Consider the following 25,324-nt stretch of genomic DNA (forward strand, 5'->3'; position numbering starts at 1 on the left):
GTGATGTCCCGAGCCGTGCTCGCCCTGCTGGTGTTCCTGACCGGCTGCAGCGCCGCGACCGCTCAGCCGGAGCCCGACGCGCGGCCGCCGGCGATCGTGGCCGTGTCCGCGGAGGGTGTCGTGGTGGCCGACAACCGGGCCGAGGCGTTCTACGGTCTGGACCGGTCGGGCAGGGAGCTTTGGCGAGACCCCGCCGCGTACGCCGGGGGCGCCGACGTGATCTGCCAGGCGCGCTGTCCCAAGCCGGTGTTCTCCGGCTCAGCGGAGGCACCGGACCCCGAGCCACGTTCCCTCTCGGGCGTGTTCGCGCAATCTGACGCCCGGATCAGGCGAGTGCTGACAGCACGCGATGCCTCGGACGCCGTGATCGTCGAGAGCGACGGCGCGGAAGAGGGCAGCCTGCGCCTGATCCGGCCCTCGGGCAAGGACCTGCGCATCCCACTGAACGGCGCCTTTTCCTGGGCGGAGGACGCGTCCAGGACCACCGCGGTCGCGACCTCCGGCAAGCAGGCGCTGTGGTTCCGGCACGACCGGCGGGGTTGGCGCAAGGTGGCCGGCAACACGTTCGACGAACCGGTCAGGTCGCTCTGCGCATCGGGCGCCACCGCGGTGGTCAAGGGGGAGCGCGCCTATGTGCTGACCGGCTCGGGCAAGCCGGTACCGATCACCACGAGCCTCCCGGTCGTCGCCGGATGCGCCGCCGGGACGCACGGCCTCGTCGTGTACGCCTACTGGCGCGACGGAGGCAGCAGGCGGTTCACCGGCATCAGCGGCGTCGACTCCCTCGGCAAGCAGACGTGGTCACGCGAGATAGCCGACGAGGCGCAGATCCGTGCCCATCCGTCCGGCACAACCTTCGTGATCACGTACGGCGGTGCGGCCGAAGTGATCGACCCGGCCGGCCGTACGGTGGCCAGACACTCGGGCACCGCCTCGGCCGCCTACACCGCGGACGGTGAGCTGGCCCTCCTGACCACCGAAGGAAAGCTGCGCTGGCTGGCCCATTAGGCGGTCGCGCGCGAAACTCGTGGCGACGTCGATGGTCATCCCGCGACAATCGCCGACGTGGAGAAGGCCGAGGTCGTCGTCGCCCATCACGAGCACGCGACCTCTGCCTGGCCCTGGACCTGCCCCTGGCGCGCCAGCCCTCTTCATGCAGCGCAAGCGGTCAAAGGGACATCAACCCGCGAACCGCCCTCTCAGGGCCTCAGGTTGTGGCGATCGCCTAAGCCCCGGCCTACCAGTGGGGCGGAAGCCGGCCGGCGCGTGATTGGCCTGCCGGATGAGCTGGTAAGCCTCCTCAGGAAACACCAGGCAGAGCAAGATAAGGACCGCAAAGCAGCTCGTCAGCTCTGGCAAGAGGGCGGTTGGGTCTTCACCACGGCAACCGGTCAGCCCGTGAGTCCATACACCGACTATCACGAGTGGAAGGCCCTGCTAAAGAGCGCCGGCCTACGGGACGGACGTCTCCACGACGCCCGTCACACTGCCGCCACGGTGCTACTGATCTTGGGCGTGCCTGAGCGTACGGTCATGGCCATCATGGGGTGGCCGCGCGGTACCAGCACGTGACGGATGGCATCCGACAGACCGTTGCCAAGCAAGTCGGTGGTCTCATCTGGGAGGCGCAAGCGGAGATCAAAGAGTCGCCCGACGAGCCCAACTGAGACCCAAACTGAGACCCCAAAGCAAGAGGGGTTGTGCCGCTGATCACGGCACAACCCCTTTGAGCTGGCGGAGGATGGGGGATTTGAACCCCCGAAAGGTTGCCCTTTACACGCTTTCCAAGCGTGCGCCCTCGGCCACTAGGCGAATCCTCCGTCGAGAAGCTTACCGGACTCTTCGCGATGAAGAGACCACGATTTAGCGTGAGCGAGCACTGCCATACAGGGCTAGACTGTCGTAGGACCCCTCGCGCGGCGTCATCCTGTGAACCTCCCCAGGGCCGGAAGGCAGCAAGGATAAGCGGGCTCTGGCGGGTGTGCGAGGGGTCTCTTCATTGAAAGCCCCCTCGCAGGCGGGATGGTCGCATGAGTCTTGCGCTTTACCGCAAGTACCGGCCCGGAACCTTCGCCGAGGTCAAGGGTCAGGAGCACGTCACCGACCCCTTGCGGCAGGCGCTGCGCACCGGCCGGATCAACCACGCCTACCTCTTCAGCGGCCCACGCGGGTGCGGCAAGACTTCCAGCGCGCGCATCCTGGCGCGCTCCCTCAACTGCGAGAAGGGCCCGACGCCCGACCCCTGTGGCGAGTGCGAGTCGTGTGTGGCGCTCGCCCCCACGGGCCCCGGCCACCTCGACGTCATCGAGATCGACGCGGCCTCCCACGGTGGCGTCGACGACGCGCGCGACCTGCGTGAGCGGGCGTTCTTCGCCCCCGTCTCCGCGCGCTTCAAGATCTACATCATCGACGAGGCGCACATGGTGACCCGCGAGGGTTTCAACGCGCTGCTCAAGCTCGTCGAGGAGCCCCCGCCGCACCTGAAGTTCATCTTCGCGACGACCGAGCCCGAGAAGGTCATCGGCACGATCAAGTCGCGCACCCACCACTACCCGTTCAGGCTGATGCCGCCCGCGACGCTCAAGACGCTCATGGAGGAGATCCTCTCCTCCGAGAGCGTCCCCTACGAGCCCACCGCGCTGCCGCTGGTCGTCAGGGCGGGCGCGGGCTCCGCGCGCGACTCGCTGTCCATCCTCGACCAGCTCCTCGCGGGCGCCGACGACGACGGCATCACCTACGCCAAGGCCGTCTCCCTGCTCGGCTACACCGACGGCGACCTGCTCGACGAGGTGGTCGACGCGTTCGCCAGGCGCGACGGCGCCGCCGTCTTCCAGACCGTCAACCGCGTCATCGAAGGCGGGCACGACCCTCGCAGGTTCGCGGCCGACCTGCTCGAACGCTTCCGCGACCTGGTGATCCTCGCCAACGTCCCCGAGGCGGCGACCAGCGGGCTGCTCGACCGTCCGGCCGACGAGCTCGAACGTCTCGTCGCCCAGGCCTCCTCCATGGGGCCCGCCGAGCTGACCCGCGCGGCCGAGCTGTTCAACGCGGGCCTGACCGAGATGCGCGGCGCCACCTCACCCCGGCTGCTGCTCGAGCTGATGTGCGCGCGGGTGCTGCTGCCCGGTGCGGCGCAGGGGGAGGGCGCGCTGCTGGCCCGCCTCGAACGCCTCGAGCGCGGCGGCGTGGTCGCCCAGATGGCCTTCCGTCCAGGCCCTGGCGGTACGGCAGGCGCGCACGGCGCCTCGCCGCAGGTCACGGCGGCCCCGAGCCACGACGAGACGGCCGCTCCTTACGCGGCTGCGGCCGGCCCTTCGAGCGTGGCCGCAGCGGTGCCCGGTTCCCAGGACGCCTCCGGCTCTGCGGGTACGGCGAGCGGCGCTCCTGGCGCGGCGTCCGGCTCCTCGGGCGCGGCGTCCGGACCTTCCGGGCCGCCCGCGGGTTCGGCCGGGATCTCTGACGGGACGGCGTCGTCCGGGACGGCGGCGGGCGCGGTCGCCGGTTCCCCTGCTTCTTCCGGCGGGGATGACTGGCCCGAGACTGTTCGGCCGGGTGCTCCTGCGGCGCAGCCCGAGCAGCCGGTCCAGCACCAGCCGGTGCAGCAGGCGCCCGCGTACGCGGCACCCACTCAGGGCGGAGCCGGGCAGCTGCAGCAGCAGTGGCCCGCCGTACTGGCCGCGCTGAAGAAGCGCAGCATCGTCGTGTGGGCGAACGTCAACACCAACGCGCAGGTGGTCGGCGTCGAGGGCAACGTGGTCACGCTGGGGTTCACCCAGGTGGGCGCGATGAAGAACTTCACAGGCGGCGGCAAGGACGCCGTCGTGGCCTCCGCGCTGGGTGATGTCCTGGGCGGCACGTGGCGAGTGGAGGCCGTCGTCGGCGGCTCACCCGCCCCGCAGGGCCGCTCGGCCCAGCCCGGCCCCAGCGCTCCCTCCGCCCCGCACGGCGGCTCGCCCGCCTCGCACGGGGCGCCCGTCGCCTCGCAAGGCGCTCCTCATGGTGGCCCAGGGGTCTCGCAGGCCGGTCCTCACGGCGTGGCCGGGGTTCCCCAGGGCGGCCCTCAGGGGGTGGCCGGTGCTTCATTCGGTGACCCCGCAGGAAGCGGCTCCCCCAGCGGTGGTGCTCCTGAGGCTGGTGTCCATCCAGCCGGTGCCGCTGAAGGTGGTGCGCCCGCGGATGGCGCTCCTGGACACGGCGCTCCTGTTGGCGGCGTCACGGGGGCCGGGGGGCCTGGAGCTGTCGTGGGCGGCGGGTTCCAGGGCGGCGGTGCTCCTGAGGGCGGTGTCCCGGGTGGCGGCTTTCCCGGAGGTGCTTCCGGCCCGGCCGGTGCTCAGCAAGGCGGACCCGGCGGGGTAGGCGGTGCCGGTGGTGGCGCTCCCGACGGTGTCTCCGGTGGCGCAGGAGGCGGTGAGCCCGGCGCCGGAGCTGACGTTTCCGGTGGCTCCGCGGATGGCTGGGGCTCCGGCGGCTCGGGTGGCTCCGCGACTGGCGTGGGCGCCGGGGGTGGCGCGGTCTCCGGTGGTGCCGGGGCCGAAGGGGCTCATGGCGGTGCGGCCGGGGAGGCTAACGGCGTCGAGAACGCCCAGGGGCGGGAGCGGCTGACCACCGACGAGTCGTGGCCTCAGGCGCCTGACGACCCGGATCCCGGCATGCCTCCCATGCCCAGTCCGAGCCAGGGCACGAGCCGTTCCTCAGGTGCCGCGCAGGGAGCGAGCCGCACGCCCAGCCCGGGGCTGGCCGCGGCGAGGTCGGCGGCGAAGGCGGCGGCTCAGGCGGCCGCGCAGGCCGGACCCCGGGTGCCCGCCTCCAGGCAGGGCGGCGGATCGGGATCGGGTGGCTGGCCCGACGCGATCCCCGGACGCCGGCGCGGTCCCGAGTCGGATGAAGTGGACCCGCTCAACGACGCCAACGCCGACATCGACGAGCTCAGCGGCATGGCCCTGCTCCAGCGCGAACTCGGCGCCCAGATGATCGGCGAGATCGACCACACCTGATCGCCCACACCTGATCGACCCCCGAGACCGGCCCCACGGCCCGAGCGCCACGGACCGCCCCACCACGAGCAGTCTCGGGTCGCGGCGCTTGGCCCGGGTTGCCGTACGGGCGGCAACGTTAGGCAACGGGTGGGGATGGGGTTGAAGGGTCAGGGGGAGAGGCGGGCGCGGGCGGCGGCGGCGCGGTGGTCGGAGGAGGGCAGGGCGGCGGCGACCCGTTCGAGGATCTGGAAGTCGTCGCGGCCGTTCACCGTCTGCGCGTACGTCCACAGGGCGTCGGCCGAGCCGTGCGTGAGCAGGCTGGCGCGCACCTGGACCTCCAGCTCGTCGCGAGCGCTGCGTATCTCCGGCGACTCCGAGCGCGGCAGCAGCGGCCCCGCATAGGCGCGGGCGACGGCCTCGGGGTCGTTGGCCGTCAGCAGCTGCCGCAGTTCGAGGAAGTCGGCGGTCAGGGGAGCGACCAGCCGGTACGGCTTGGCCGCCACCGCCTCGCCGAGCTGGGCGCGCAGCCGGTAGATCTCTGGCCTGATCGTGGCGGGGTTGCCCTCGTCGCCATACAGGTAATAGGAGAGTTGCTCGGCAGTAAGGCCGCAGGGATAGAGCGCGAGCAGCGTGAGGATCTCCGCGTGGCGCAGCGAGAGCGTCAGGAAGCGGTCGCCGTAGCGGGCGATGGGCGGGCCCTCGCCGAGGAAGGCGAGGCGCAGCGGCAGCGCCTCCGTGCGGGAGGCGGGCCGCAGCAGGTAGCCGTCGAAGAACGGTTCGAGGATGCCGGCGGGGCAGTCCGTGCCGCCTGGTTCGGGGAGGGTGATGCGGGCGCCGAGCCTGCCCGAGTGGTCGCCGGCGAGGACCCGTCCCGTCTTGGTGATCAGGACGCCGGTGCGCTGGACGAGCGCGTCGTATTTCCTGCGCAGCCGCTCGTCGCGCTCGTGCATCATCAGGGCGAGGCGCGCCTCGGCCAGCTTGGCGGTGGTGGCCACGAGCGCGACCGTGGCGGGGTGGAGGCTGCGGGTGATGCCGCTGACGTCGACGCAGCCGAGCACGGTGTCGGTGTCGGGGTCGATGATCGGCGCCGAGCTGCACGACCAGCAGTGGAGGACCCGCAGCAGGTGTTCCTCGGAGTAGACGTGGACGGGCTTGCGGGTGGCGAGCGCGGTGCCGATGCCGTTGGTGCCGACGGAGATCTCGGACCAGTGGTGGCCGTCGGCCAGGCCGACGACGTCGGCGCGGCGCATGGTGCCGAGGTCACCGTCGCGCCAGAGGATCCTGCCCTCGGCGTCCGTCACGATCATGATGTGCTCGGACTCGTCGGCCATGCGCCGCAGCGTCTCGGCGAGCATGGGCAGGACCGGCTGGAGAGGATGCGACTCGCGGACGTCCCTGATGAGCGAGCCGTCGTACACCAGCGGCGCCGCACGGCTCTCCGGATCGACCCCCGCCGCCTTCGACCTCCGCCACGACGCGCTGATCAGCTGTCGGGGCTCTCCGACCGTCGTCTCGTGGATCCGGCGAAGCCGGCGAGAGTACGCATCGAGGTTCGCGTCACCCATCGGCCACTCCAAGTAGTCGGGCTGTACGGCGAAGCATCCGTGTTATCACCTCCGTCCGCAACCCGTTCGGGGGATTGCGCAGGGTGATTGAATGCTCGCAACCTGTGTGCAACGTTGGTCTCGCTAGTGTCACGGACCACGCTGACATGGTGCGGCCGCTCCGGTCGGCGTGATGGCCGGGTCCCGGACGCTGGAGGGGGGCCGGGATCCGGCCATAAGGCCCAGGTCGGTGGCACAGAGATGAAACGCATGTGCTCCCCAGTACATGACGGCGCTCAGAACCCGTAGGCTCGTGACAGTTAAGGACGCGGAGCAGGCGAGGAGCGCACGAAGGTGAACCCAGGGGATGTCAACCTGCAGCAGCTGCTGGAGCAGGCACAGCTCATGCAGCAGCAGCTCGTGAGCGCCCAGCAGGAGCTCAACGACGCGCAGATCGAGGGCTCGGCCGGGGGCGGCATGGTCACGGCCGTCGTCAACGGCTCAGGTGAGCTGCTCGAACTCAAGATCAACCCGTCCGTCATCGACGCCGACGACCCGCAGGACACCGCCGACACGATCGCCGACCTGGTCATCGCGGCCGTCCGCGACGCCGTGCGAGCGGCCGCCGACCTGCAGCAGGAGAAGCTGGGCCCGCTGGCCCAGGGCCTCGGCGGCGGTGGCCTCGGCCAGCTTCCCGGGCTCTAGGCCATGTACGAAGGGGTCGTCCAGAACCTGATCGACGAGCTGGGCCTGCTGCCCGGCGTCGGTCCCAAGAGCGCGCAGCGGATCGCCTTCCACCTGCTGGCGGCCGATCCCACCGACGTGAAGCGACTGGCCCACGCGCTGCTCGAGGTCAAGGAGAAGGTCCGGTTCTGCCGCGTCTGCGGCAACGTCGCCTCCGAGGAGGAGTGCCGGATCTGCCGCGACGCGCGGCGCGACCCTCATGTGATCTGCGTGGTGGAGGAGTCCAAGGACGTCGTCGCGATCGAGAAGACGCGCGAGTACCGGGGCACCTACCACGTGCTCGGCGGGGCGATCAGCCCGATCGACGGCGTCGGCCCCGACGACCTGCGCATCCGTGAGCTCATGACCAGGCTGGCCGACGGCCGCGTGACCGAGCTCATTCTCGCCACCGACCCCAATCTGGAGGGGGAGGCGACGGCGACCTACCTCGCCCGGCTGGTCAAGCCGATGGGCGTGAAAGTGACACGACTGGCCAGCGGCCTGCCTGTGGGCGGTGACCTCGAGTATGCCGACGAGGTCACCTTGGGCCGCGCTTTCGAAGGACGGAGGCTGCTGGATGTCTGATCAGTGGCGCGCTCTCGCCGACGAGATCGCAGGACACGCGCAGAACTATCTGGATGGCCTGACCAGGGTCGCGGGCGGCGAGGGCGGTGACGCCATCTGGTCGCTGCTGCTCGTCGAGGTCGCCCAGGTGAGCCTGGCGGGCGCCCAGCTCGGCGCGAGCCAGGACGTCATCCTGTCGGGCAACTGGGAGCCGCCGCTGAGCGAGGACCCAGACGTCGACGGCGTCCGTACGGCGCTGGCCGAACGCCTCGAGGCGGTGGACGACTACGCCGAGGTGTTCGACCCGTACAAGGACACCGCGGTCACGCCGTACCGGCTGTCCGACGACCTGACCGCGGTGGCGGCCGACCTCATCCACGGTCTGCGCCACTATCACGCGGGCAGGCCGCTGGAGGCGCTGTGGTGGTGGCAGTACTCCTACTTCAACACCTGGGGCAACCACGCGGGCGCGGCGATGCGGGCGCTCCAGGCGTTGGCGGCGCACACCCGTCTGGATGTGGCAGAAGAGGCGTTGTCCACATAGTGGTCCGAACCATCGGGTCCATGAGAAGCCCCCAGTAGACTGGCAGCTCACAGTCCAGACTGGGAGACTCTCGTGGCGCTCGTTGTGCAAAAGTACGGTGGTTCGTCCGTCGCCGACGCGTCCTGCATCAAGCGGGTCGCGCAGCGGATCGTCGCGACGAAAAAAGCCGGCAACGAGGTCGTCGTCATCGTCTCCGCGATGGGCGACACGACGGACGAGCTGCTCGACCTGGCCGAGCAGGTGTCGCCGCTGCCCCCTGGGCGCGAGCTCGACATGCTGCTGACCGCGGGTGAGCGCATCTCGATGGCCCTGCTGGCGATGGCGATCGCCAACCTGGGCCACGAGGCGCGCTCGTTCACAGGGTCGCAGGCCGGCGTGATCACCGACTCCACGCACGGCAAGGCGCGCATCATCGACGTGACGCCGAGCCGCATCCGTGAGGCGCTCGACGAAGGCCAGATCGCCATCGTGGCCGGGTTCCAGGGCGTCTCGCAGGACACCAAGGACATCACCACGCTGGGCCGTGGTGGCTCCGACACCACGGCGGTGGCGCTGGCGGCGGCTCTGGAAGCCGACGTCTGCGAGATCTACACCGATGTCGACGGCATCTTCACCGCCGACCCCCGCATCGTCACCCAGGCGCAGAAGATCCCCAGGATCTCCTATGAGGAGATGATGGAGATGGCCGCCTGTGGGGCGAAAATCCTGCACCTGCGCTGCGTCGAGTACGCTCGCAGGTTCAACCTGCCGATCCACGTGCGCAGCTCTTTCAGCACCAAGGAAGGCACGTGGGTCGTGGCCGACCCTTACACCGAAGGAACCGAGATGGAGCAGCCGATCATCTCCGGCGTCGCGCACGACCGGAGCGAGGCCAAGATCACCGTTGTCGGTGTTCCCGACAAGGTCGGAGAGGCTGCCGCGATCTTCAAAACGCTGTCCGAAGCCGAGATCAACATCGACATGATCGTGCAGAACGTCTCGGCGGCGGCGACGGGTCGTACCGACATCTCCTTCACGCTTCCCTCGACGGACAGTTCCACCGCGCTGGCCGCGCTCAAGCGCATCCAGGAGCAGGTCGGGTTCGAGTCGCTGCAGTACGACGACCAGATCGGCAAGGTGTCGCTGGTGGGCGCGGGCATGCGCTCGCACCCCGGCGTCACCGCGACGTTCTTCGCCGCGCTCGCCGACGCGGGCGTCAACATCGAGATGATCTCCACCTCGGAGATCCGCATCTCGGTGATCGTGGGTCAGGACGGCGTCGACGCGGCTGTGGCCGCGGCGCACCGCGCGTTCGACCTCGACTCGGACCAGGTTGAAGCTGTGGTGTACGGAGGTAGCGGACGATGAGCAAGCCCACTCTCGCCCTGATCGGCGCGACCGGAGCGGTCGGCACCGTGATGCGCGAGCTGGTCTCGACCCGTGAGGACATCTGGGGCGAGATCCGTCTCGTCGCCTCGGCCCGCAGCGCGGGCAAGCTCCTGCGAGTCCGCGGCGAGGACGTCGTGGTCCAGGCGCTGGCGCCCGAGGTGTTCGACGGCGTCGACGTCGCCATCTTCGACGTCCCCGACGAGGTGTCGGCCGAGTGGGTGCCGGTGGCCGCCGCCCGCGGCGCGATCGCCATCGACAAGTCGGGCACGTTCCGCATGGAGCCCGACGTCCCGCTGGTCGTCCCCGAGGTGAACCCGCTCGACGCGCGTGACAGGCCGCGCAACATCATCTCGACCCCCAACTGCACCACGCTGTCGATGATGGCCGCGATCGGCGCGCTGCACGCGGAGTACACGCTCAAGGAGCTCGTCGTCGCCTCCTACCAGGCGGTCTCGGGCGCTGGCGTGGCTGGTCCCGCGCGGCTCTACGACGAGATCGAGGCGCTGGCGGGCGACCGCACGGTCGGCCAGAGCGCCGGCGACGTGCGCAAGGCGCTGGCCAACAAGCTCGAGGACGACTCGCCGTTCCCCGCTCCCATCGCGTTCAACGTGGTGCCGTGGGCGGGCTCCTACAAGGACGGCGGCTGGGCCTCGGAGGAGCTGAAGCTGCGCAACGAGTCGCGCAAGATCCTCGGCATCCCCGACCTGAAGGTCTCGGCCACCTGCGTGCGGGTGCCCGTCGTCACCACGCACTCGCTGGCGGTCCACGCCAGGTTCGAGCGCGAGATCACGGTGGCCGACGCGCACCGCATCCTCGAGGCCGCGCCGACCGTGGTCCTCATGGACGACCCCGCCAACGGCGTGTGGCCGACGCCGGTCGACGTGGTGGGCACCGACCCGACCTACATCGGGCGCATCCGCCAGGCGGTCGACTTCCCGAACACGCTCGACATGTTCGTCTGCGGCGACAACCTCCGTAAGGGCGCGGCCCTCAACGCGGCCGAGATCGCCGAGTTGGTGGCCACCGAGTTCTGATCCCGCCCGCCGTCCGAGATCCCCTGGAGTCGCTTCCTGGGGCTCTCTCGGGGCCCTGCCTCTCCACGCGCCCTCCGGTCACCGCGACCGGAGGGCGCTGTGCTTGCCGGCGCCGTCCGTCTCTCTCCCGTACGGCAAGCCGCCCCCCGCGCCCCCGTGGTCACCGGCTGAGGCCCGTCCAGGGGACGCTCCTCGGGCGCGCGCGCCCGGCGCCGTCACGGACGGCAGGGCCGTGCCGCACGGGAGAGGCGCTCTCACCGGAACAGGATGTCCCAGTGGTCGGACTCGCTGGCGAACAGGGCGCCGTCAGCGGAGCGGTAGAGGGCGGCGCCGTCACTCCTGACGCCGGCCTTCGGGTACGTGCGGGTGATGTGGCGGTCCACGCACTCGCTGTGGCGGATGTCGATCTTGTAGCCCGCCGCGTGGCTGAAGGCGCCAGGCGCGTGGCCCGCCTCCGTGCCGCCGGTGACGACGATCTTGCAGCCGCTCTCGCGCTTCAGGTTGATCACCCCGGCGAGCGTCTCCGACCTCATGGCCTGCATCGAGGTGCAGACCCTGTTGTGCCTGTCCGCGCAGTGGCCGCTGGACTTCCAGCTCAGCCCCTCCTGGGCCAGCCTGTCGATGGCGAAGGCGTGCGAGACGCGTACCGCGTGGCGAGGCAGGGCCCTGGACAGGAGCGCCGCGGACTCGCGAGTCCGCCAGGTGCGGGTCTCGGCGTGACGGGCCTCGACAGGACGCGCCTTGAAGCGGGGCGCCTCGACGCGACGCGCCTCATGGCGGGCCGCCTCGACGTGACGCGCCTCGGAGCGGGGCGCCTCGACGTGACGCGCCTCATAGCGCGGCGCCTCGACGCGGCGCCCGGCGGGCCGGTTCGCCGCGGAGCGGCTCGCCGGGGACTGCTGTGCCCTGTGCGGGCGGGCCTTCGGCTGGTGAGCCTCGGCCACGTACCAGCGGGCGGTCTCGATGACGCCCCCTGGTCGATAGGTTCCCATGATCGGAGGCAGAGCCTCGGCGGAAGCATCGTCAGCGGCCGGGGTGAATCGCGCGGGCGCGGCCGAAGCCGATCCCGACAGCATGATGATGCAGGTCTGTATGGCGATGAGCGCGGCCACGAAGAACCGCACCAACCAACGTATCCACATGTGATGCCCTTTTCGCGGAGTTGCCCTTCCGCCAAAATCATCAATGCCACGGTTCAGGGTGGATGATCCCTCCTCCGAAGCGATCTTTACCCTGTGGCGGTGATCACCGTGCGGCTCCATGACCTCACGGCCCCGTCTAACGTAAAGTGACGAGCGTGTCCGAACCGCGCAGCCGAGGATCGGAGAGCACCCGCGAGCTCATCGTCGAGACGGCCTTGCGTCTGTTCAGGGAACGCGGCTTCGATGCGACCACGATGCGGGCGATCGCGGCGGAGGCCGGGGTCTCCGTGGGAAACGCCTACTACTACTTCGCCTCCAAGGACGAACTGGTGCAGGCGTACTACGACCGTGCCCAGATCGCGCACGAGGAGGCCTGCCGCGACCTGCTGGCCACCGAGCGCTCCTTCGCCGCGCGGCTGACGGGCGTGCTCAGGGAGTGGGTGCGGGTGTCGGAGCCGTACCACGAGTTCGCGGTGAAGTTCTTCAAGCACGCGGCCGAGCCGACCAACCCGCTCAGCCCCTTCAGCTCCCAGTCCACGCCCGCCCGTGAGGCCTCCATCGCCATCTACCGGCAGGTGGTGGAGGGCTCACGCGATCGCATGGACGCCGAGCTGCGCGAGGAGCTGCCCGAGCTGCTGTGGCTGATGTCCATGGGCATCGTCCTGTACTGGGTCCACGACACCTCGCCAGGATGCGCTCGCACCTACAGGCTCATCGAGGTGACCGTGCCGCTCGTGGACCGGCTCGTCGGCCTCTCGCACCTGCCGGGCCTGCGGGGCATCACCAAGGACTTCATCGCGGCGGTGCACGAGCTGCGCGCCTGACCCCGGCCACGGGCGGTGGCCGCCGCCATGCCCCTGGCGGCATACCGTCTGGTTGGTATGGTCCTGGGTAAATGACGGACACCTCCCTGGAGGCTCGCGATGACCCAGAACTGGGGCATGACCATCCCCTTCTTCGACCGCTCGCTCGCTGAGTCGAAGGAGCTCATCGCCGAACTGCCCGGCCTCGGGTACACCGACGTCTGGTCGGCGGAGGTCAACGGCGCCGACGCCTTCGTGCCGCTGGCGATGGCCGCGGAGTGGGCCCAGGGCGTGAGGCTGGGCACCGCCATCGTGCCGGTGTTCACCCGCGGCCCAGGACTGCTGGCTATGTCGGCGGCGACGCTGGCCGACCTGGCGCCGGGGCGGTTCGTGCTCGGCATCGGCTCCTCCTCCCCTGCGATCGTGCAGCGGTGGAACGCGGCCGAGTTCGGCAGGCCGTACGCCAGGACCAGGGACACCCTGCGCTTCCTCAGGAAGGCGCTGGCGGGGGAGAAGGTGTCCGAGCAGTACGAGACCTTCGGGGTGAAGGGGTTCAAGCTGGAGCGGGCGCCCAGGGTCGCTCCCAAGATCGTGCTGGCGGCGCTGCGCCCCAGGATGCTCCACCTGGCGGCCTCCGAGGCCGACGGCGCGATCACGAACTGGCTGTCACCCGAGGACGTGCGGCAGGTGCGGGCCGAGGTCGGCCCTTCGACCGAGCTCATCGCGCGCATCTTCGTCTGCGTGAGCGAGGACTCCGACAGGGTGCGTGAGATGGGCAGGTGGATGCTGGCCAGCTACCTGACCGTGCCCGCCTACGCGGCCTTCCACGACTGGCTGGGGCGGGCCGAGGTGCTGCGCCCGATGCACGAGGCGTGGGCGGCGGGCGATCGGCAGGCGGCGCTGAAGGCGATCCCCGACGAGGTGGTGGACGCGCTGATCGTCCATGGCGACGCGGCCACCTGCAGGGCCAGGGTGCAGGAGTACGTCGACAACGGGCTCGACACCCCGATCCTCGCGCCCGTCCCCGCCGACCTCCCCGTCCCCGAGGCCGTCCGCGCCCTGGCTCGCTGACGCGGCCGGGCAGGGTCGCCGGTCGCGAGGCGGGCCCCGCACGTGGGCTTGCTCACACGGCCCCGATCGGGGTTCTCACGCGGGCGATCCCGAGGGAGTGTGGAGGGAGATCACCTGAAAAGGGAGACGGCGTGGACGAGGTTCTGAGGCTGGACGCGGTCGGGCAGGCGCAGGCCGTACGCGAGGGGCTGATCAGCCCGCGAGAGCTGGTCGAAGCGGCCATCGCGAAGATCGAAGCTCATGACGCCGAGATCAACGCCGTCGTCCATCCGAGGTTCGAGCGGGCGCTCGCCGAGCTGGACGGTCTCCCCGAGGGGGCGCCGTTCAGGGGGGTGCCGATCCTGGTGAAGGACCTCGGCTGGGGTCAGGCGGGCGAGCCGTACAGAGCGGGGTCGAGGACGTTCGACGGCGTGGAGGTCGGCGAGGACGCGCACGCGGTGACCAGCCTGCGTGAAGCCGGATTCGTCATCCTGGGCAGGACGAACACCCCCGAGTTCGGCACCACGATCACGACCGAGCCCGTGGCCTACGGGCCGACCCGCAATCCCTACGATCTCGCCTATTCGCCGGGCGGCTCCAGCGGAGGGTCGGCGGCGGCGGTCGCGGCGGGCATGGTCGCGGTGGCGACGGCCAGCGACGGAGGCGGCTCGATCAGGATCCCCGCCGGCATGTGCGGGCTCGTGGGGCTGAAGCCGACCAGGGGCCGCTCCAGCTACGGCCCCGCGTCGGGGGAGGCCTGGAGCGGGATGTCCACGCTCGGCCTGCTCAGCCGTACGGTCAGGGACACCGCCGCGGTGCTCGACCTGTTCACGGGCTACGTGCACGGCGACCCGTACGACGCGCCCGGACTGCCGGGCCCGCTCGGGGCGGAGGTGGGCGCCGATCCAGGACGGCTGAGGATCGGGTTCGTCGCCGAGCACCCGCGCGAGGACGTCCCCGGTGACCCCGTGCTGGCGGACGCCGTCACGGCGGCGGCCACGCTGCTCGAAGAGCTGGGCCACGAGGTCACGCCGAGCCGGCCAGAGGCTCTGGCCGAACCTGACTTCGCCCTGCACTTCGGCGCGATCGTCGCCACCAACGTGGCCGCCGAGGTGGAGAACATCGGCAGGTGGCGCGGCAAGCCCGTCGACCTTGCCGAGCTCGAGCCGCGCAACCAGGCGATGGCCAGGGCGGGGCGCGACCGCAGCGCTGTCGACCACATCCTCGCGCTGCAGTGGATCGACGGCTTCCGCCGCAGGATGGCCGCCTGGTGGGCCGACCACGACGTGCTGCTCGCCCCCACGCTGGGCATCCAGCCCTTCCCTCTGGGCTGGCTGCCGCCCGACGACCTGAGCACCGCGTTCGGCCGTACGGGGCCCGCCGTCGCGTTCACCTCCCCGTTCAACGCCACGGGTCAGCCCGCGATCTCCCTGCCGCTGCACAGGACCCCCGCAGGGCTCCCCGTCGGCGTGCAGCTGATCGCCGCGGCCGGCAGGGAGGATCTGCTCGTACGGCTGGCCGCCCAGATCGAGCACGCCCGGCCCTTCGATCACGCCGCCATGCGTTAGGGAACCTCCCTCACGGGTAATGCGTTATATCGCGAAGAGGAGGTACTCGCGATGGTGAAGGCATCCAGGGCCGCTGCGGTCTGGAAGACGTACAGAGAGGTCAGCACGCCGGGCTCGCCAGGCATCCTGACCAGGATCAGGGCGATCCCCCGCCTGATCGGCGGCGTGATGCGGGGCGACTACCAGGGCATGGGCAAGAGCAAGCTGGCCATGATGGCGCTCGGCGTGGCCTACATCGTCTCGCCGGTCGACCTGGTCCCCGAGTTCCTGGTGCTCATCGGTGTCGCGGACGACTTCGGTGTGTTCCTGTGGCTGGCGGCCTCGATGCTCGGCGAGAGCGGCCGATACGTCGAGTGGGAGCGCAAGCGCATCATGGGACAGGTCCAGCGCTGACCTGAGCCGCGTTCTCCAGCAACAGCCGCAGCGCGGCAGGAGGCTGGACTGCCGACACGGGGGCCCCGCCGTCGATCACCATGGAGGGGACCCCTGCGACGCCGAGCTCGGCCGCGCGCCGCTCGTCGGCCCTGACCCGCTCGGCGTAGGCGTCGCCGGCCAGCAGGGCGCGCACCTCGTCCGCCTCCAGCCCGGCCTCGACGGCCAGGCGCTCCAGCACCACGGGGTCGGCCACGTCGAGCCCCTCGGTGTGGTAACCGCGCAGCAGCCGCTCCATCACCTCGTCGGCCAGCCCGCGATCGGCGGCCAGATGGCACAGCCTGTGGGCGTCGAAGGTGTTCACCGGCCGGGCCAGATGCAGGTTGAGCTCCAGGCCCTCGGCCGCTCCCAGCGCCTGGATGTGAGCGACCCTGGCCTCGGCCTGGTCGCCCCACCACTCCCTCATCGCCTCGGCGGCGCTCTGTCCCGGTTCGCGTCCTGACTCGGGGGCGAGCTCGAGGCTCCGCCAGATGATCTGCACCTGGTCACGCCCGTCGACCTGGCTCAACGCAGCGGCGACGCGCCGCTTGCCGATGTAGCACCAGGGGCACAGGACATCGACGTAGATCTCCACCTGCATGGGGGTTCCTCTGCTGGAAAACGGATCAGACGATCCGCATTCTGCGACCTCAACCACGCTTGAGATCAAGCCGTGCTCAGAGCTGCTCCATCCGCAGCCAGGCGCGTGAGGGAAGCGGGTGGCCGAACAGGCGGGCGGCGTTGCCGTAGGCGACTCTGGCGATGTCGGCGGGCGGAAGGGTGCCCAGGTTGCGGGCCACCGCCTGCTGCGTGTCGGGCCAGGTCGAGTCGGAGTGCGGATATCCGCTCTCCAGCAGGACGTGGTCGAGGCCGACGGCCAGCCGTACGCCCGAGAGCGCGTGGTCGTCGAGGGTGCCGAAGAAGAAGTTGCGGCGCAGGACCTCGCTGGGCTTCAGGCCGCCCTCCCACAGCGCCTCGGTGCCCACGGGGTGGTCGAGGGCGTAGTCGGCCCGCTCGGCCAGCATGGGCAGCCAGCCCACGGCGCCCTCGACGACGAGGATGCGCAGGTTGGGGAAGCGCAGCGGCACCCCCGACCAGAGCCAGTCGGCACAGGCGAACATCGCGCTCGCCGGCATGAGCGTGGTGATGGCCTCGATGGGCGTGTCGGGGGAGGGGACCGGCGACCACGACGAGGCGCCGGTGTGGAGGCAGACGACGGTGCCCGTCTCCTCGCAGGCGGCGAAGAACGGGTCCCAGTGCTGCGTGTGGATCGACGGCAGCCGCAGCCTGGTGGGGAACTCGGGGAAGACGACGGCCTTGAAGCCGCGCGCGGCGTTGGCGCGGATCTCCTTGGCGGCGACCTCGGGGTCGGGCAGCCAGGGCAGCTGCAGGCCGATGATGCGCTCGGGATAGGTGCCGGCCCACACGTCGATGTGCCAGTCGTTCCAGGCCTTGGTCAGCGCGAGGCCGAGCTCCTGGTCGCGGGTCCTGGCGAACGGCATGCCCGACTGGCCGGCGAGCATGCCGGGGAAGCAGAGCGCCGCCCAGATGCCGGCGAGGTCCATGTCCTCGATGCGGGCCTCGATGTCGTAGCAGCCAGGGCGCATGTCCTCGAACCTGACGGGGTCGAGGGTCCACTGCTCGCGTGGCAGCCCTGCGCCGACGTCGAGCCCCGCGCAGGGGTAGGTGGCTCCGCCGTACCGCCAGACCTGGTGACCAGCCTCGGTCTCGACCACCTTGGGGGCCGCGTCGGCGTGTTTCGCCGCCACTCGGTCCTCGAAAAGGTCTGGAGGCTCGATCAGGTGATCATCGGCAGAGATGATCACATAGTCGCGCCGCCTCGGCTCGGGGTCGGGAAGGAGCGGCGTAGTCACGCAGGCAACGGTACGACGTGCGCATCACGTCGAACAAGCCGACTGGTCACCTGTTGGTATCGGGCGCTCACCGGGGATCATCCAGGAGTACGGCCCGCAGCCGCCCGATCGTCGCCTGGTCGACATCGAGCACGTCGGCGCAGTAGCGCTCGACGGAGCCGTGCCGCGCGGCCAGGTCGGTGAGGAAGTGGCGCATCGCCTCGGCCGGCGCCATGCCGAACCCCGGCCACAGCGTGGCCTCGGGGTGTCTGGCCTTCCAGTCGGCGATGAAGCGCTCGGTGGCCAGGCCGGTGAGAGCGTAGTCGGCGACGATGTCGTCCTCGGCGACGCCGACCAGCGACAGCACCAGCGCCGTGAGGACGCCGGTGCGGTCCTTGCCCGCCGCGCAGTGGACGACGACGGGCGCGCCGGCCTCGTCGGCGATGGTCCGGACGGCGAAGCCGAGCCGGTCGGCGCCGTCCTCTGTGACCTCCAGGTACCGGTCGGCCAGGAACCTGCCGACGCCCAGCTCGGGGTCGTAGGTCTCGACGTTCCACCTGCGGACCTCCACGGGGAGGTTGTGGTAGGTCAGGCCGTCGGTGTCGGGGACGCGGCCCGTGCGCTCGATCTCGAAGGGGTGGCGCAGGTCGAGCACCGTGCGGATCCCGAGGGCCAGGAACCTGTCGAGGTCGTCGCCCGACAGCCAGCCGAGGGAGTCGGCGCGGTAGAACCTCCGCCACTGCACGGTCCGTCCGTCGCGGGTGACATACCCGCCGATATCGCGGAAGTTGTGGAGCCGCAGGAATTCGAGATGGCGCGTCACGGGAAATACCCTACTTTGGGAGCATGGATACCGCCCGCCCGCTCACGCCTCGACGGAGGGAGCGGCTGTCTTGTGGCGATCCTGCTCGCCTTCGTCGTCGGGCTGGGTATCGCCGGGCTCTCCGGCCTGTTCGGCTGACCTGTCCTGCACCTCGCGCCTGATCATCAGCAGCCACCCGCCGACGGCCACCCCGATGAACAGCCACCACTGGATGCCGTAGGCGAAGTTGAGGCCGCCGCCGGCGCCCACGTCGGGCGGGGGCACGGGCTCGGGCGCAGGCGAGATCGCGGGCCGCTGCTCGGTCAGCGAGACGTACCCGCCCACCAGCTCGTACGGCAGGCCCTTGCCGATGGCCTCGGCGTTGATCAGCAGGACCTGGCCAGGGGGCAGCCCGCCGCGATCCCTGATGCCCGAGGAGGCCTCGGTCTCGCTCGGCCGCAGCCGTCCTGTGACGGTCACCTGCCCCGAAGGAGCGGCGGGCACCTCGGGCAGGGCGTCGGCCGTCGCGCCCGCCTTGACCCAGCCTCTGTTCACGAGCACCGCCTGGCCCTGGCCCGTCACCAGAGGGGTCAGCACGTAGAAGCCGAGCTGGCTGTTCTGCGTGCGCCTGCGGACCAGCAGCGCGTGGGCGGGGTCGTAGGTGCCCTGGACGGTGACAGTTCTGTAGCGGTTGCCGTTGTCGACCGCCCCGCCGGGAGCGACGAGCTCGGTGAGGGGAACGGGCTCGGCCTCGAGGTTCCTCGTGACGACGTCGCTGTTGGCCGAGCGTTCCTCGTAGCGCCCGAACTGCCATTGGCCCAGAAAGACGAAGGCGGGGATGACCAGCAGCACCACGACGTGGAGCGCCAGCCACCTGGGCGTGAGCAGGAACCGGTACACGTCTTCAGGGTAGGCACTCTCCACACCGGTCCCGCACCGAACCCGGGACAGAGAGCGCGGTCATCGTCTACGGTCGGGATTTGTCTCCCCATCCCCTCAGGAGCTGCACCTCTTCATGGCCGTGCTCACCGCGCCTCACGCGGTCGTCATGCCGCGCATGTCGGCGATCCTCCGGCATGCCGCGCCCAGGGTCCTCGAAAGCATGATCATGCCGGTCGCCTCGTTCTATCTGGGGCTGATCGTGGCCGGCATCCCCGGCGGCATCGCGGCGATGGTCCTGTGGGTCTACGGCGGCGCGGGCTGGCGGCTGGTGAAGCGCTCCGACGTGCCGGGCTCGGTGCTCCTGGCCGCCCTGATGGTCACCGTACGGCTGGTGCTCGCGGTGGTCTTCCACGACCCGAAGTGGTTCTTCCTCATCCCCACACTGGGCATCTTCTGCGCCAGCGCCACCTTCCTGTGCACGACGAGGGCGCGCAGGCCGATGCTCCAACGGGTGGCGGCCGACCTGGTGCCCATGCCCGACGAGGTCCAGCGGCATCCGCTGATGCGCCGCTTCTTCGCCCGCCAGTCGCTCCTGTGGGGAGGCGCGCAGCTGCTCAACGGCACCTTCACCCTGTGGATGCTGTTCCACGAGGCCATGGGCGTCTTCCTGGTCGTCCGCACGGCCGGCGTGGCCCTGCTCCTGGGCGGCGTGGCCCTCGGGTCGGTGCTCGACTTCCGCAGGACCCTAGGCGCTCTTCAGCTTCGCCCCTGAGCCCGGCAGCGCCGTCACCTCGCGCGGGCCCTCCACCTCGTGCCCGTCGGCGCACCTGAAGTGCTGCTCGAGTGCGGCGCCGCAGTCGCGGTGCGTGAGCAGCATGGGCGGCCCGTCGTCGTCGGCCACGTACTTGTCGCCCCAGTGCATCAGCGCGACCAGGATCGGATAGAGGTCGCGGCCCTTCTGCGTGAGGCGGTACTCGTCACGCTGGCGCTGCCCAGGGTCGCGGTAGGGCACCTTGCGCAGGAGCCCCTCGTCCACCAGGCGGTTCAGCCGCGCGCTCAGCACCTGGCGCGGGGCGCCCGTGACGGCCTGCATGTCGGCGAAGCGCCGTATGCCGCTGAACGCCTCGCGGAGCACCAGGAAGGTCCACTTCTCCCCGACGATGTCCAGGGTCCGCTCGATCGAGCAGTTGTCCACCCGGATGCGCACGCTCATAGGTGAAGAGTACTTCGCGCGAACGCTGAGTCCAATTGACAGACTCAGCGTGCGGCGGAATGCTGAGTCTGTGATTGGAACTCAGATCCGTCCTGCCGGGCCGTACGACGAGGCGCGGATCAGGCGCTTCCTGGTGGGTTTGTCGCTCCACACCCAGACCCTGAGGTTCTTCACCGGGATTCCGTCGCCCAAGGACGCCCTGGTGCGCGCGCTGCTGGCGGTGGACGGCCAGCGCGACGCGATCGTCGCCGAGCGGGACGGCGAGATCATCGGCCACGCGATGAGCTACAGGGGCGGTCTCGCGGACGTGGAGATCGCGATCGTGGTCACCGACGAGTGGCAGGGTCGCGGCCTCGGTCGCAAGCTGATCGCCACGCTCCTCGGCAGGGCCGCCGGCGCCGGCGCGACGACAGTCGGCATGGACGTCCTCGGCGAGAACAGAAAGGTGCTCAAGCTCATCAGGCGGATGTGGCCCGACGCGAAGATGACAGTCTCTTCCGGGGCCGTCGAAGTGACCGCTATGATCCAACCGGCCGTGACATTTGCGGAACAACGTTCTGTTGGACCACCATTGACCTCATGAAGACGCACGTGAGTGGTGCCAAGAACGGACGCGACGGGCGCACCCGCATCATCGAGGGCGCCCTCAGGCGTTTCAGCCAGGACGGGGTCTCCGCCACCACGCTGGCCAGCCTCCGCGAAGAGAGCGGCGTCAGCGTCGGCAGCTTCTACCACCACTTCGCCAGCAAGGAGCACGTCTTCGGCGTGCTCTACTCGGAGATCCTCAACGCCTACCAGCAGGCGTTCGTCGCCGAGCTGGTCGGACACCAGGACGCCCGCGCCGGCATCGAGGCGGTCGTGGCCTTCCACATGCGCTGGGCGGGCGAGCACCCCGAGCGGGCCAGGATCCTGATCAGCGAGCGCCCGCCGCGCAAGAACGAGCCGGGCGGCCCCGAGGTCGCCGAGGCCCGCCGCGCCTTCTTCCGCCAGGTCGCCGACTGGTGGCGCCCGCACATGAAGAACGGCCTGCTCCAGCCGGTCGCGCCGACGATGTGCTACGTGCTCTGGCTCGGTCCCGCCCAGGAGATGTGCCGCCTGTGGTTCGCGGGCGCGCACGCCCCGAGCGAGGAGGAGATCAAGGGCCTGGGTCAGGCGGCATGGCAGAGCCTGCGCCAGAGCGACAGGGAGCAATGATCCAGGCACCCTCTGTGGTGTTATTGTCGCGATTGTGAGACGACCGCGTGCGCTTCTCCTGACCGGCTTGCCGGAGCGCGCCCTCGCGCGGTTGCGCGAGGTGGCCGACGTGGCCGAGGTCGCCGAAAAACCTCGCCTCGGCTTCTCCGACGAGCAGCTGGCCGACCTGGTGATCGAGACGGGCGCCAGCGTTCTGATCGTCGACCACGACGAGGTCCGCCGATGCGTTCTCGACCTTCCCCTCGACATCGTGGCCTGCATGGGCGCCCTCACCACCATCGACCTGGCGCTGGCGGCCGAGCGCGGCGTGACCGTGCTCCACGACACCGACCAGGACGCCGACGCCGTCGCCGAGCTCACGCTCGCGCTGCTGTTCGCGGTCAGCAGGAACATCGTCGCCGCCGACAGAGAGGTACGGCGGGGCACGGCAGGCCGCAAGCGGGTGCCGGCCGCCGAGCGCTACCGGGGTTCGCGGCTGTCGGGCCGTACGTTCGGGGTGGTCGGGCTCGGCAGGGTGGGCAGGGCCGTGCAGTGGCGCGCCCAGGGGCTCGGGATGCGGGTGATCGCCTGCGACCCTCACGTGCCCGAGGCCACCCACACCCTGCCCCAGCTGCTGTCGGAGGCCGACGTCGTGTCGCTGCACGTGCCGGTCACCGCCGAGACCAGAGGGTTCATCGGCGACACCGAGCTGGCGTCGATGCGGCCTGGAGCGATCTACCTGAACACCTCTCGCGGCGCGCTGCACGACATGTCCGCCCTCGTGGACGCGTTGCGATGGGGCCATCTCGGCGGGGCGGGGCTCGACCACTTCGAAGGCGAGTGGCTGGACCCCGCGCACCCGCTGGCCAGGTTGCCCAACGTCGTGCTGACCCCGCACCTGGGCCAGGCCACGGGCGAGACGGCCGAGGACAGGGCCGAGTCGATCGTGGAGGACATCGCCAGGCTCCTGCGCGGCGAGGCGCCCAGGCACGCCTGCACGCCCGTGGGCGCGCGCGTCACCGCCTAGGAACGTGCCAGTGGCGGCGGTCGAGGGTGATGTCGAGGGCGATCTCGTGCCGGTGCCGCCGCAGACCGGGAACCCGCACCCTGTCGTGGACGTCGAAGCGGCCGTGCCCGGCGGTGCCGAAGCCGAGCTCACCGGTGAAGACCCGCAGGTCGTCGCGGTTGCCGCAGCTCGGACACGTCCACGCGACCCTGTCGAGTCCGCGGTCGTAGTCGGAGCAGGCGCTGAAGTACTCCTCGGGCCTGAACCTGGTCTCGCAGGCGAGGCAGGGAAGCAGCATCGGTTCCGTTTCCTCCGGCGCGGTTGTGGTGCACAAGGAGTATGACAGACGTAACGGTGCGATTACCCTCAGTCTCGGATCTAGGATGAGCGGGTGGAACGACTGCGCGACCATCTCCTGAAGACCGGCTACACGATCGACGGCGTTCGTGAACGGCTCGGCGACATGGCGGCCTCGGCGTTGGCCAGGGAGGAGCTGGTCCCGGCGCTCAGGGCGACCAGGAGCGGCGATCCGCTCGACACGTTGATCCGCCTGTGGTGGCTCGGCGTGCCCGTCAGCGCGACCGGCCTGCCGTTCGAGGTGATGGAGTCGGGCCTGGTCGAGTTCGACGGCGACGAGGTGCGTTCCACGGTGCACCTGCAGCCGTGGGAGGAGCACTCCTTCGTCGTCTCCGACAGGAAGGTCAGGCCCGGCGACCCCGCGCTGCGCTCCGACCACGTCGTCGGCGCGGGCGGCGCCTCGGCCAACCTCGCCCAGCTCGTCTCCCGCAGGCCGGTCGAGCGCGCGCTCGACCTCGGCACCGGCTGCGGCGTGCAGGTGCTGCACCTGGCCGAGCGGGCCGACAGGATCGTCGCCACCGACCTGAACCCGCGAGCGGTGGAGCTGGCCCGCCTGAGCTGGCGGCTGTCCGGCGTCACGGACGTGGACGCCCGCGTCGGCTCGCTGTTCGAGCCCGTCGAGGGCGAGCTGTTCGACCTCGTCGTCTCCAACCCGCCCTTCGTGATCTCCCCGGGGGGCCACCTGACCTACCGCGAGACCGGCGCCGAGGGCGACGCCTTCTGCCGCGACCTCGTACGGCAGGCGCCCACCTACCTCAACCCCCACGGCCACGCCCAGTTCCTGGCCAACTGGCTGCACGTCGAGGGCGAGGACTGGCGCGACAGGGTGGGCGGCTGGGTGGGGGAGACGGGCTGCGACGGCTGGGTGGTCGAGCGCGACGTGCAGGACCCCGCCGAGTACGTCGAGCTGTGGCTGCGCGACGCGGCCGAGCAGGGCACCCCCGCCTACGCCGCCCGCTACGACGAGTGGCTGTCCTGGTTCGAGGCGAACAGGGTGGAGGGCATCGGCTTCGGCTGGATCACGCTGCGCAACTCGGGCACGCTCGACCCGGTGGTCCGCGTCGAGCGCCTGACCCACCAGGTCGCGCTGCCCGTCGGCGGCTACGTGGACGACGTGCTCGACTCGATCGCCGCCGCCCACCGCACCCGCGACCTCGAGACGGCCAGGCTGCGCGTCGCCGAGGGCCTGCTCGACGAGCGCATCGGCGCGCCTGGAGCCGAGGACCCCTCACGCATCGTGCTGCGCCAGACCCGCGGCCTGCTCCGCAGCACCGACGTCGGCACGGTGGAGGCGGCGCTTGCCGGGGTCTGCGACGGCGAGCTGGCTCTCGGCCCGCTGCTCAACGTGATCGCCGAGCTGGTGGACGACGGCGAGCACCTGCGCGCCGACGCCCTCCGCCCGTTGATCGCCGAGGGCTACTTCCAGCTCTGACCGGCGAACTCCTCCACGAGCTCCGGCCCTACGAAGGCGTACATCTCGACGATCCTGTCGTCCACGATCGTGAAGGCCAGCAGGGAGAACGGCCTGCCGTCCGGCGTCGCCGCCACCACGCCCGCGGCGCCGTTGATCAGCACGGGGTGCGCGCCGGAGGCCACGCGCGCGAAGGTCATCGCCTGCTCGGCCACGGCCGCGGCGCCGCGCAGGACCGTCAGATGACCGAGAGCGGCCGCGCGCTGCACGACGCTCGGGTCGAGCACCGCGACGAGCGCCTGGAAGTCGCCGCCGCGGGCGGCCGCCAGGAAGGCGTCGACCACCTTGCGCTGACGGGAGAGGTCGCTGTCGGGCACCGGGGCCACCCCCTGCACCCTGCGGCGCGCCCTGCTGGCCAGCTGCCTGGTGGCGGAGGGGGCGCGTTCGACGATCGGCGCGATCTCCTCGAACGGCACCGCGAACATGTCGTGCAGCACGAAGGCGAGCCGCTCGGCGGGTGCGAGCGTGTCGAGCACCACGAGCATCGCCAGACCGACCGAGTCGGCCAGCATCGCCTCACGTTCGGGATCCCCCGGCTGATCGCCGGCCACGATCGGATCGGGCAGCCGCTCGCCCACGGGCTCCTCGCGCCGCTCGCGTGAGCGCAGCATGTCCAGGCACACCCGTCCGACCACCGTGGTCAGCCACCCGCCCAGATTCTCCACGTCATTGGTGTCGGTACGGCTCAGCCGCAGCCAGCCCTCCTGGACGGCGTCGTCCGCCTCGCTCAACGAGCCGAGCATCCGGTAGGCGACCGCCTTCAGATGGGTGCGGTGCTCCTCGAATCGCAGGGCCAGCTCATTGTTCGCGTCCATCGGTCACATTCTCTCGTCGCGGGTC

26 protein-coding genes, 1 tRNA gene, 1 other RNA gene and 1 pseudogene are annotated in these 25,324 nt (G+C 70.6%); 19 read left to right on the top strand and 10 right to left on the bottom strand.

All coding sequences use genetic code 11. The features are described 5' to 3' along the window. A complete protein-coding gene (locus ABFX50_RS28210) occupies positions 1-1,008 on the top strand; it encodes a hypothetical protein (RefSeq protein ID WP_346150370.1) in 1,008 nt (335 codons plus the stop codon). A 258-nt stretch (positions 1,009-1,266) separates the two neighbouring features. Beyond that, positions 1,267-1,572: a tyrosine-type recombinase/integrase gene (locus tag ABFX50_RS51410; protein ID WP_379506627.1), complete on the top strand. Its 306-nt coding sequence runs from the start codon at positions 1,267-1,269 to the stop codon at positions 1,570-1,572. Positions 1,573-1,732: 160 nt separating this feature from the next. Here the strand turns inward: ABFX50_RS51410 and ABFX50_RS28215 are convergent. Further along, positions 1,733-1,820: transfer RNA gene (locus ABFX50_RS28215), tRNA-Ser, on the bottom strand. Between the two features lie 83 nt (positions 1,821-1,903). Here ABFX50_RS28215 and ffs point away from each other — a divergent pair. Further along, positions 1,904-1,999, top strand: an RNA gene (gene ffs / locus ABFX50_RS28220) — signal recognition particle sRNA small type. A 31-nt stretch (positions 2,000-2,030) separates the two neighbouring features. Next, positions 2,031-3,824 (top strand): annotated as a pseudogene (locus tag ABFX50_RS28225) (DNA polymerase III subunit gamma and tau); the annotation flags it as partial. 1,319 nt (positions 3,825-5,143) lie between these two features. On the opposite strand, the gene ABFX50_RS28230 reads toward ABFX50_RS28225, so the two are convergent. After that, positions 5,144-6,541 (bottom strand): helix-turn-helix domain-containing protein, encoded by a 1,398-nt coding sequence (locus tag ABFX50_RS28230; RefSeq protein ID WP_346150372.1) that lies wholly within the window; start codon positions 6,539-6,541, stop codon positions 5,144-5,146. Between the two features lie 333 nt (positions 6,542-6,874). Here ABFX50_RS28230 and ABFX50_RS28235 point away from each other — a divergent pair, with 333 nt between their 5' ends. The 5 genes from ABFX50_RS28235 (at position 6,875) to ABFX50_RS28255 (ending at position 10,753) form a co-directional block, all read left to right on the top strand. Next, positions 6,875-7,225 carry a YbaB/EbfC family nucleoid-associated protein gene (locus tag ABFX50_RS28235; protein ID WP_183653355.1) on the top strand — a complete coding sequence of 117 codons (351 nt, stop codon included), beginning with the start codon at positions 6,875-6,877 and terminating at the stop codon, positions 7,223-7,225. 3 nt (positions 7,226-7,228) lie between these two features. Continuing rightward, complete coding sequence (gene recR, locus ABFX50_RS28240; RefSeq protein ID WP_183653358.1) at positions 7,229-7,828, top strand: recombination mediator RecR; 600 nt, start codon at positions 7,229-7,231, stop codon at positions 7,826-7,828. After that, positions 7,821-8,351: a DUF5063 domain-containing protein gene (locus tag ABFX50_RS28245; protein ID WP_183653360.1), complete on the top strand. Its 531-nt coding sequence runs from the start codon at positions 7,821-7,823 to the stop codon at positions 8,349-8,351. The genes recR and ABFX50_RS28245 overlap by 8 nt, the downstream gene beginning before the upstream one ends. A gap of 72 nt (positions 8,352-8,423) precedes the next feature. Then, positions 8,424-9,698, top strand: coding sequence for an aspartate kinase (locus tag ABFX50_RS28250; RefSeq protein WP_183653363.1), 1,275 nt, complete (start codon positions 8,424-8,426; stop codon positions 9,696-9,698). Further along, positions 9,695-10,753 (top strand): aspartate-semialdehyde dehydrogenase, encoded by a 1,059-nt coding sequence (locus ABFX50_RS28255; RefSeq protein WP_346150376.1) that lies wholly within the window; start codon positions 9,695-9,697, stop codon positions 10,751-10,753. Before ABFX50_RS28250 ends, ABFX50_RS28255 begins: the two co-directional genes overlap by 4 nt. Positions 10,754-11,007: 254 nt before the next feature. Here ABFX50_RS28255 and ABFX50_RS28260 read toward each other — a convergent pair whose 3' ends face one another. Further along, on the bottom strand, positions 11,008-11,745 hold the full coding sequence (locus ABFX50_RS28260) for a hypothetical protein (protein ID WP_346150378.1): 738 nt from the start codon (positions 11,743-11,745) through the stop codon (positions 11,008-11,010). Between ABFX50_RS28260 and ABFX50_RS28265 the strand changes: the two genes are divergently transcribed. The 5 genes from ABFX50_RS28265 (at position 11,744) to ABFX50_RS28285 (ending at position 15,709) form a co-directional block, all read left to right on the top strand. Continuing rightward, positions 11,744-11,899: a hypothetical protein gene (locus ABFX50_RS28265; RefSeq protein WP_346150380.1), complete on the top strand. Its 156-nt coding sequence runs from the start codon at positions 11,744-11,746 to the stop codon at positions 11,897-11,899. The two genes, ABFX50_RS28260 and ABFX50_RS28265, sit on opposite strands and share 2 nt — an antisense overlap. Positions 11,900-12,050: 151 nt before the next feature. Then, positions 12,051-12,719, top strand: coding sequence for a TetR family transcriptional regulator (locus ABFX50_RS28270; RefSeq protein WP_183653369.1), 669 nt, complete (start codon positions 12,051-12,053; stop codon positions 12,717-12,719). 99 nt (positions 12,720-12,818) lie between these two features. Further along, on the top strand, positions 12,819-13,769 hold the full coding sequence (locus ABFX50_RS28275; RefSeq protein WP_346150382.1) for an LLM class F420-dependent oxidoreductase: 951 nt from the start codon (positions 12,819-12,821) through the stop codon (positions 13,767-13,769). 131 nt (positions 13,770-13,900) lie between these two features. Continuing rightward, positions 13,901-15,316 (top strand): amidase, encoded by a 1,416-nt coding sequence (locus ABFX50_RS28280; RefSeq protein ID WP_346150384.1) that lies wholly within the window; start codon positions 13,901-13,903, stop codon positions 15,314-15,316. Between the two features lie 51 nt (positions 15,317-15,367). Then, a complete protein-coding gene (locus ABFX50_RS28285; RefSeq protein ID WP_346150386.1) occupies positions 15,368-15,709 on the top strand; it encodes a YkvA family protein in 342 nt (113 codons plus the stop codon). On the opposite strand, the gene ABFX50_RS28290 is transcribed toward ABFX50_RS28285, so the two are convergent. The 4 genes from ABFX50_RS28290 to ABFX50_RS28305 form a co-directional block, all read right to left on the bottom strand. Next, positions 15,687-16,328 carry a DsbA family oxidoreductase gene (locus ABFX50_RS28290; RefSeq protein ID WP_346150388.1) on the bottom strand — a complete coding sequence of 214 codons (642 nt, stop codon included), beginning with the start codon at positions 16,326-16,328 and terminating at the stop codon, positions 15,687-15,689. The genes ABFX50_RS28285 and ABFX50_RS28290 overlap by 23 nt on opposite strands. Positions 16,329-16,404: 76 nt before the next feature. Further along, the gene (locus ABFX50_RS28295) at positions 16,405-17,601 is read right to left on the bottom strand and encodes an amidohydrolase family protein (RefSeq protein WP_183653381.1); all 1,197 of its coding nucleotides are present in this window, start codon (positions 17,599-17,601) and stop codon (positions 16,405-16,407) included. Between the two features lie 67 nt (positions 17,602-17,668). Then, a complete protein-coding gene (locus ABFX50_RS28300; protein ID WP_346150391.1) occupies positions 17,669-18,403 on the bottom strand; it encodes a tyrosine-protein phosphatase in 735 nt (244 codons plus the stop codon). Between the two features lie 42 nt (positions 18,404-18,445). Then, positions 18,446-19,282 carry an SURF1 family cytochrome oxidase biogenesis protein gene (locus tag ABFX50_RS28305; RefSeq protein WP_346150393.1) on the bottom strand — a complete coding sequence of 279 codons (837 nt, stop codon included), beginning with the start codon at positions 19,280-19,282 and terminating at the stop codon, positions 18,446-18,448. A gap of 115 nt (positions 19,283-19,397) precedes the next feature. Between ABFX50_RS28305 and ABFX50_RS28310 the strand changes: the two genes are divergently transcribed. Beyond that, entirely contained in the window at positions 19,398-20,036 is a 639-nt protein-coding gene (locus tag ABFX50_RS28310; RefSeq protein ID WP_183660318.1) for a VC0807 family protein, read from the top strand. Here the strand turns inward: ABFX50_RS28310 and ABFX50_RS28315 are convergent. Next, on the bottom strand, positions 20,010-20,477 hold the full coding sequence (locus tag ABFX50_RS28315; RefSeq protein WP_346150395.1) for a winged helix-turn-helix transcriptional regulator: 468 nt from the start codon (positions 20,475-20,477) through the stop codon (positions 20,010-20,012). The genes ABFX50_RS28310 and ABFX50_RS28315 overlap by 27 nt on opposite strands. Here ABFX50_RS28315 and ABFX50_RS28320 point away from each other — a divergent pair. Genes ABFX50_RS28320 through ABFX50_RS28330 form a run of 3 tightly spaced genes read left to right on the top strand, consistent with a single transcriptional unit; the run spans position 20,464 to position 22,677 of the window. Next, a complete protein-coding gene (locus ABFX50_RS28320) occupies positions 20,464-21,060 on the top strand; it encodes a GNAT family N-acetyltransferase (RefSeq protein WP_346150397.1) in 597 nt (198 codons plus the stop codon). The two genes, ABFX50_RS28315 and ABFX50_RS28320, sit on opposite strands and share 14 nt — an antisense overlap. Then, complete coding sequence (locus tag ABFX50_RS28325; RefSeq protein ID WP_221241269.1) at positions 21,057-21,671, top strand: TetR/AcrR family transcriptional regulator; 615 nt, start codon at positions 21,057-21,059, stop codon at positions 21,669-21,671. Before ABFX50_RS28320 ends, ABFX50_RS28325 begins: the two co-directional genes overlap by 4 nt. Positions 21,672-21,705: 34 nt before the next feature. Then, positions 21,706-22,677: an NAD(P)-dependent oxidoreductase gene (locus ABFX50_RS28330; RefSeq protein WP_346150400.1), complete on the top strand. Its 972-nt coding sequence runs from the start codon at positions 21,706-21,708 to the stop codon at positions 22,675-22,677. Here the strand turns inward: ABFX50_RS28330 and ABFX50_RS28335 are convergent. Continuing rightward, positions 22,667-22,954: a hypothetical protein gene (locus ABFX50_RS28335; protein ID WP_183653396.1), complete on the bottom strand. Its 288-nt coding sequence runs from the start codon at positions 22,952-22,954 to the stop codon at positions 22,667-22,669. The two genes, ABFX50_RS28330 and ABFX50_RS28335, sit on opposite strands and share 11 nt — an antisense overlap. Before the next feature lie 93 nt (positions 22,955-23,047). On the opposite strand from ABFX50_RS28335, the gene ABFX50_RS28340 reads away from it, so the two are divergent. After that, the gene (locus ABFX50_RS28340; RefSeq protein WP_346150402.1) at positions 23,048-24,445 is read left to right on the top strand and encodes a DUF7059 domain-containing protein; all 1,398 of its coding nucleotides are present in this window, start codon (positions 23,048-23,050) and stop codon (positions 24,443-24,445) included. Here the strand turns inward: ABFX50_RS28340 and ABFX50_RS28345 are convergent. Then, a complete protein-coding gene (locus tag ABFX50_RS28345) occupies positions 24,430-25,299 on the bottom strand; it encodes a sigma-70 family RNA polymerase sigma factor (protein WP_346150404.1) in 870 nt (289 codons plus the stop codon). The genes ABFX50_RS28340 and ABFX50_RS28345 overlap by 16 nt on opposite strands. Between the last annotated feature and the right edge of the window lie 25 nt (positions 25,300-25,324).

This window comes from Nonomuraea recticatena (assembly GCF_039533245.1).
Classification (GTDB): Bacteria; Actinomycetota; Actinomycetes; order Streptosporangiales; family Streptosporangiaceae; genus Nonomuraea; species Nonomuraea roseola.

Excerpts from the sequence above, each read along its gene's own strand:
- ABFX50_RS28275 (WP_346150382.1), top strand. The coding sequence starts at position 12,819 with ATGACCCAGAACTGGGGCATGACCATCCCCTTCTTCGACCGCTCGCTC.
- ABFX50_RS28285 (WP_346150386.1), top strand. The coding sequence starts at position 15,368 with ATGGTGAAGGCATCCAGGGCCGCTGCGGTCTGGAAGACGTACAGAGAG.
- ABFX50_RS28335 (WP_183653396.1), bottom strand. The coding sequence starts at position 22,954 with ATGCTGCTTCCCTGCCTCGCCTGCGAGACCAGGTTCAGGCCCGAGGAG.
- ABFX50_RS28345 (WP_346150404.1), bottom strand. The coding sequence starts at position 25,299 with ATGGACGCGAACAATGAGCTGGCCCTGCGATTCGAGGAGCACCGCACC.
- ABFX50_RS28255 (WP_346150376.1), top strand. The coding sequence starts at position 9,695 with ATGAGCAAGCCCACTCTCGCCCTGATCGGCGCGACCGGAGCGGTCGGC.
- ABFX50_RS28265 (WP_346150380.1), top strand. The coding sequence starts at position 11,744 with ATGATCGGAGGCAGAGCCTCGGCGGAAGCATCGTCAGCGGCCGGGGTG.
- ABFX50_RS28230 (WP_346150372.1), bottom strand. The coding sequence starts at position 6,541 with ATGGGTGACGCGAACCTCGATGCGTACTCTCGCCGGCTTCGCCGGATC.
- ABFX50_RS28310 (WP_183660318.1), top strand. The coding sequence starts at position 19,398 with ATGGCCGTGCTCACCGCGCCTCACGCGGTCGTCATGCCGCGCATGTCG.
- ABFX50_RS28245 (WP_183653360.1), top strand. The coding sequence starts at position 7,821 with ATGTCTGATCAGTGGCGCGCTCTCGCCGACGAGATCGCAGGACACGCG.
- ABFX50_RS28315 (WP_346150395.1), bottom strand. The coding sequence starts at position 20,477 with ATGAGCGTGCGCATCCGGGTGGACAACTGCTCGATCGAGCGGACCCTG.
- ABFX50_RS28260 (WP_346150378.1), bottom strand. The coding sequence starts at position 11,745 with ATGGGAACCTATCGACCAGGGGGCGTCATCGAGACCGCCCGCTGGTAC.
- ABFX50_RS28325 (WP_221241269.1), top strand. The coding sequence starts at position 21,057 with ATGAAGACGCACGTGAGTGGTGCCAAGAACGGACGCGACGGGCGCACC.
- ABFX50_RS28290 (WP_346150388.1), bottom strand. The coding sequence starts at position 16,328 with ATGCAGGTGGAGATCTACGTCGATGTCCTGTGCCCCTGGTGCTACATC.
- ABFX50_RS28320 (WP_346150397.1), top strand. The coding sequence starts at position 20,464 with ATGCGCACGCTCATAGGTGAAGAGTACTTCGCGCGAACGCTGAGTCCA.
- recR (WP_183653358.1), top strand. The coding sequence starts at position 7,229 with ATGTACGAAGGGGTCGTCCAGAACCTGATCGACGAGCTGGGCCTGCTG.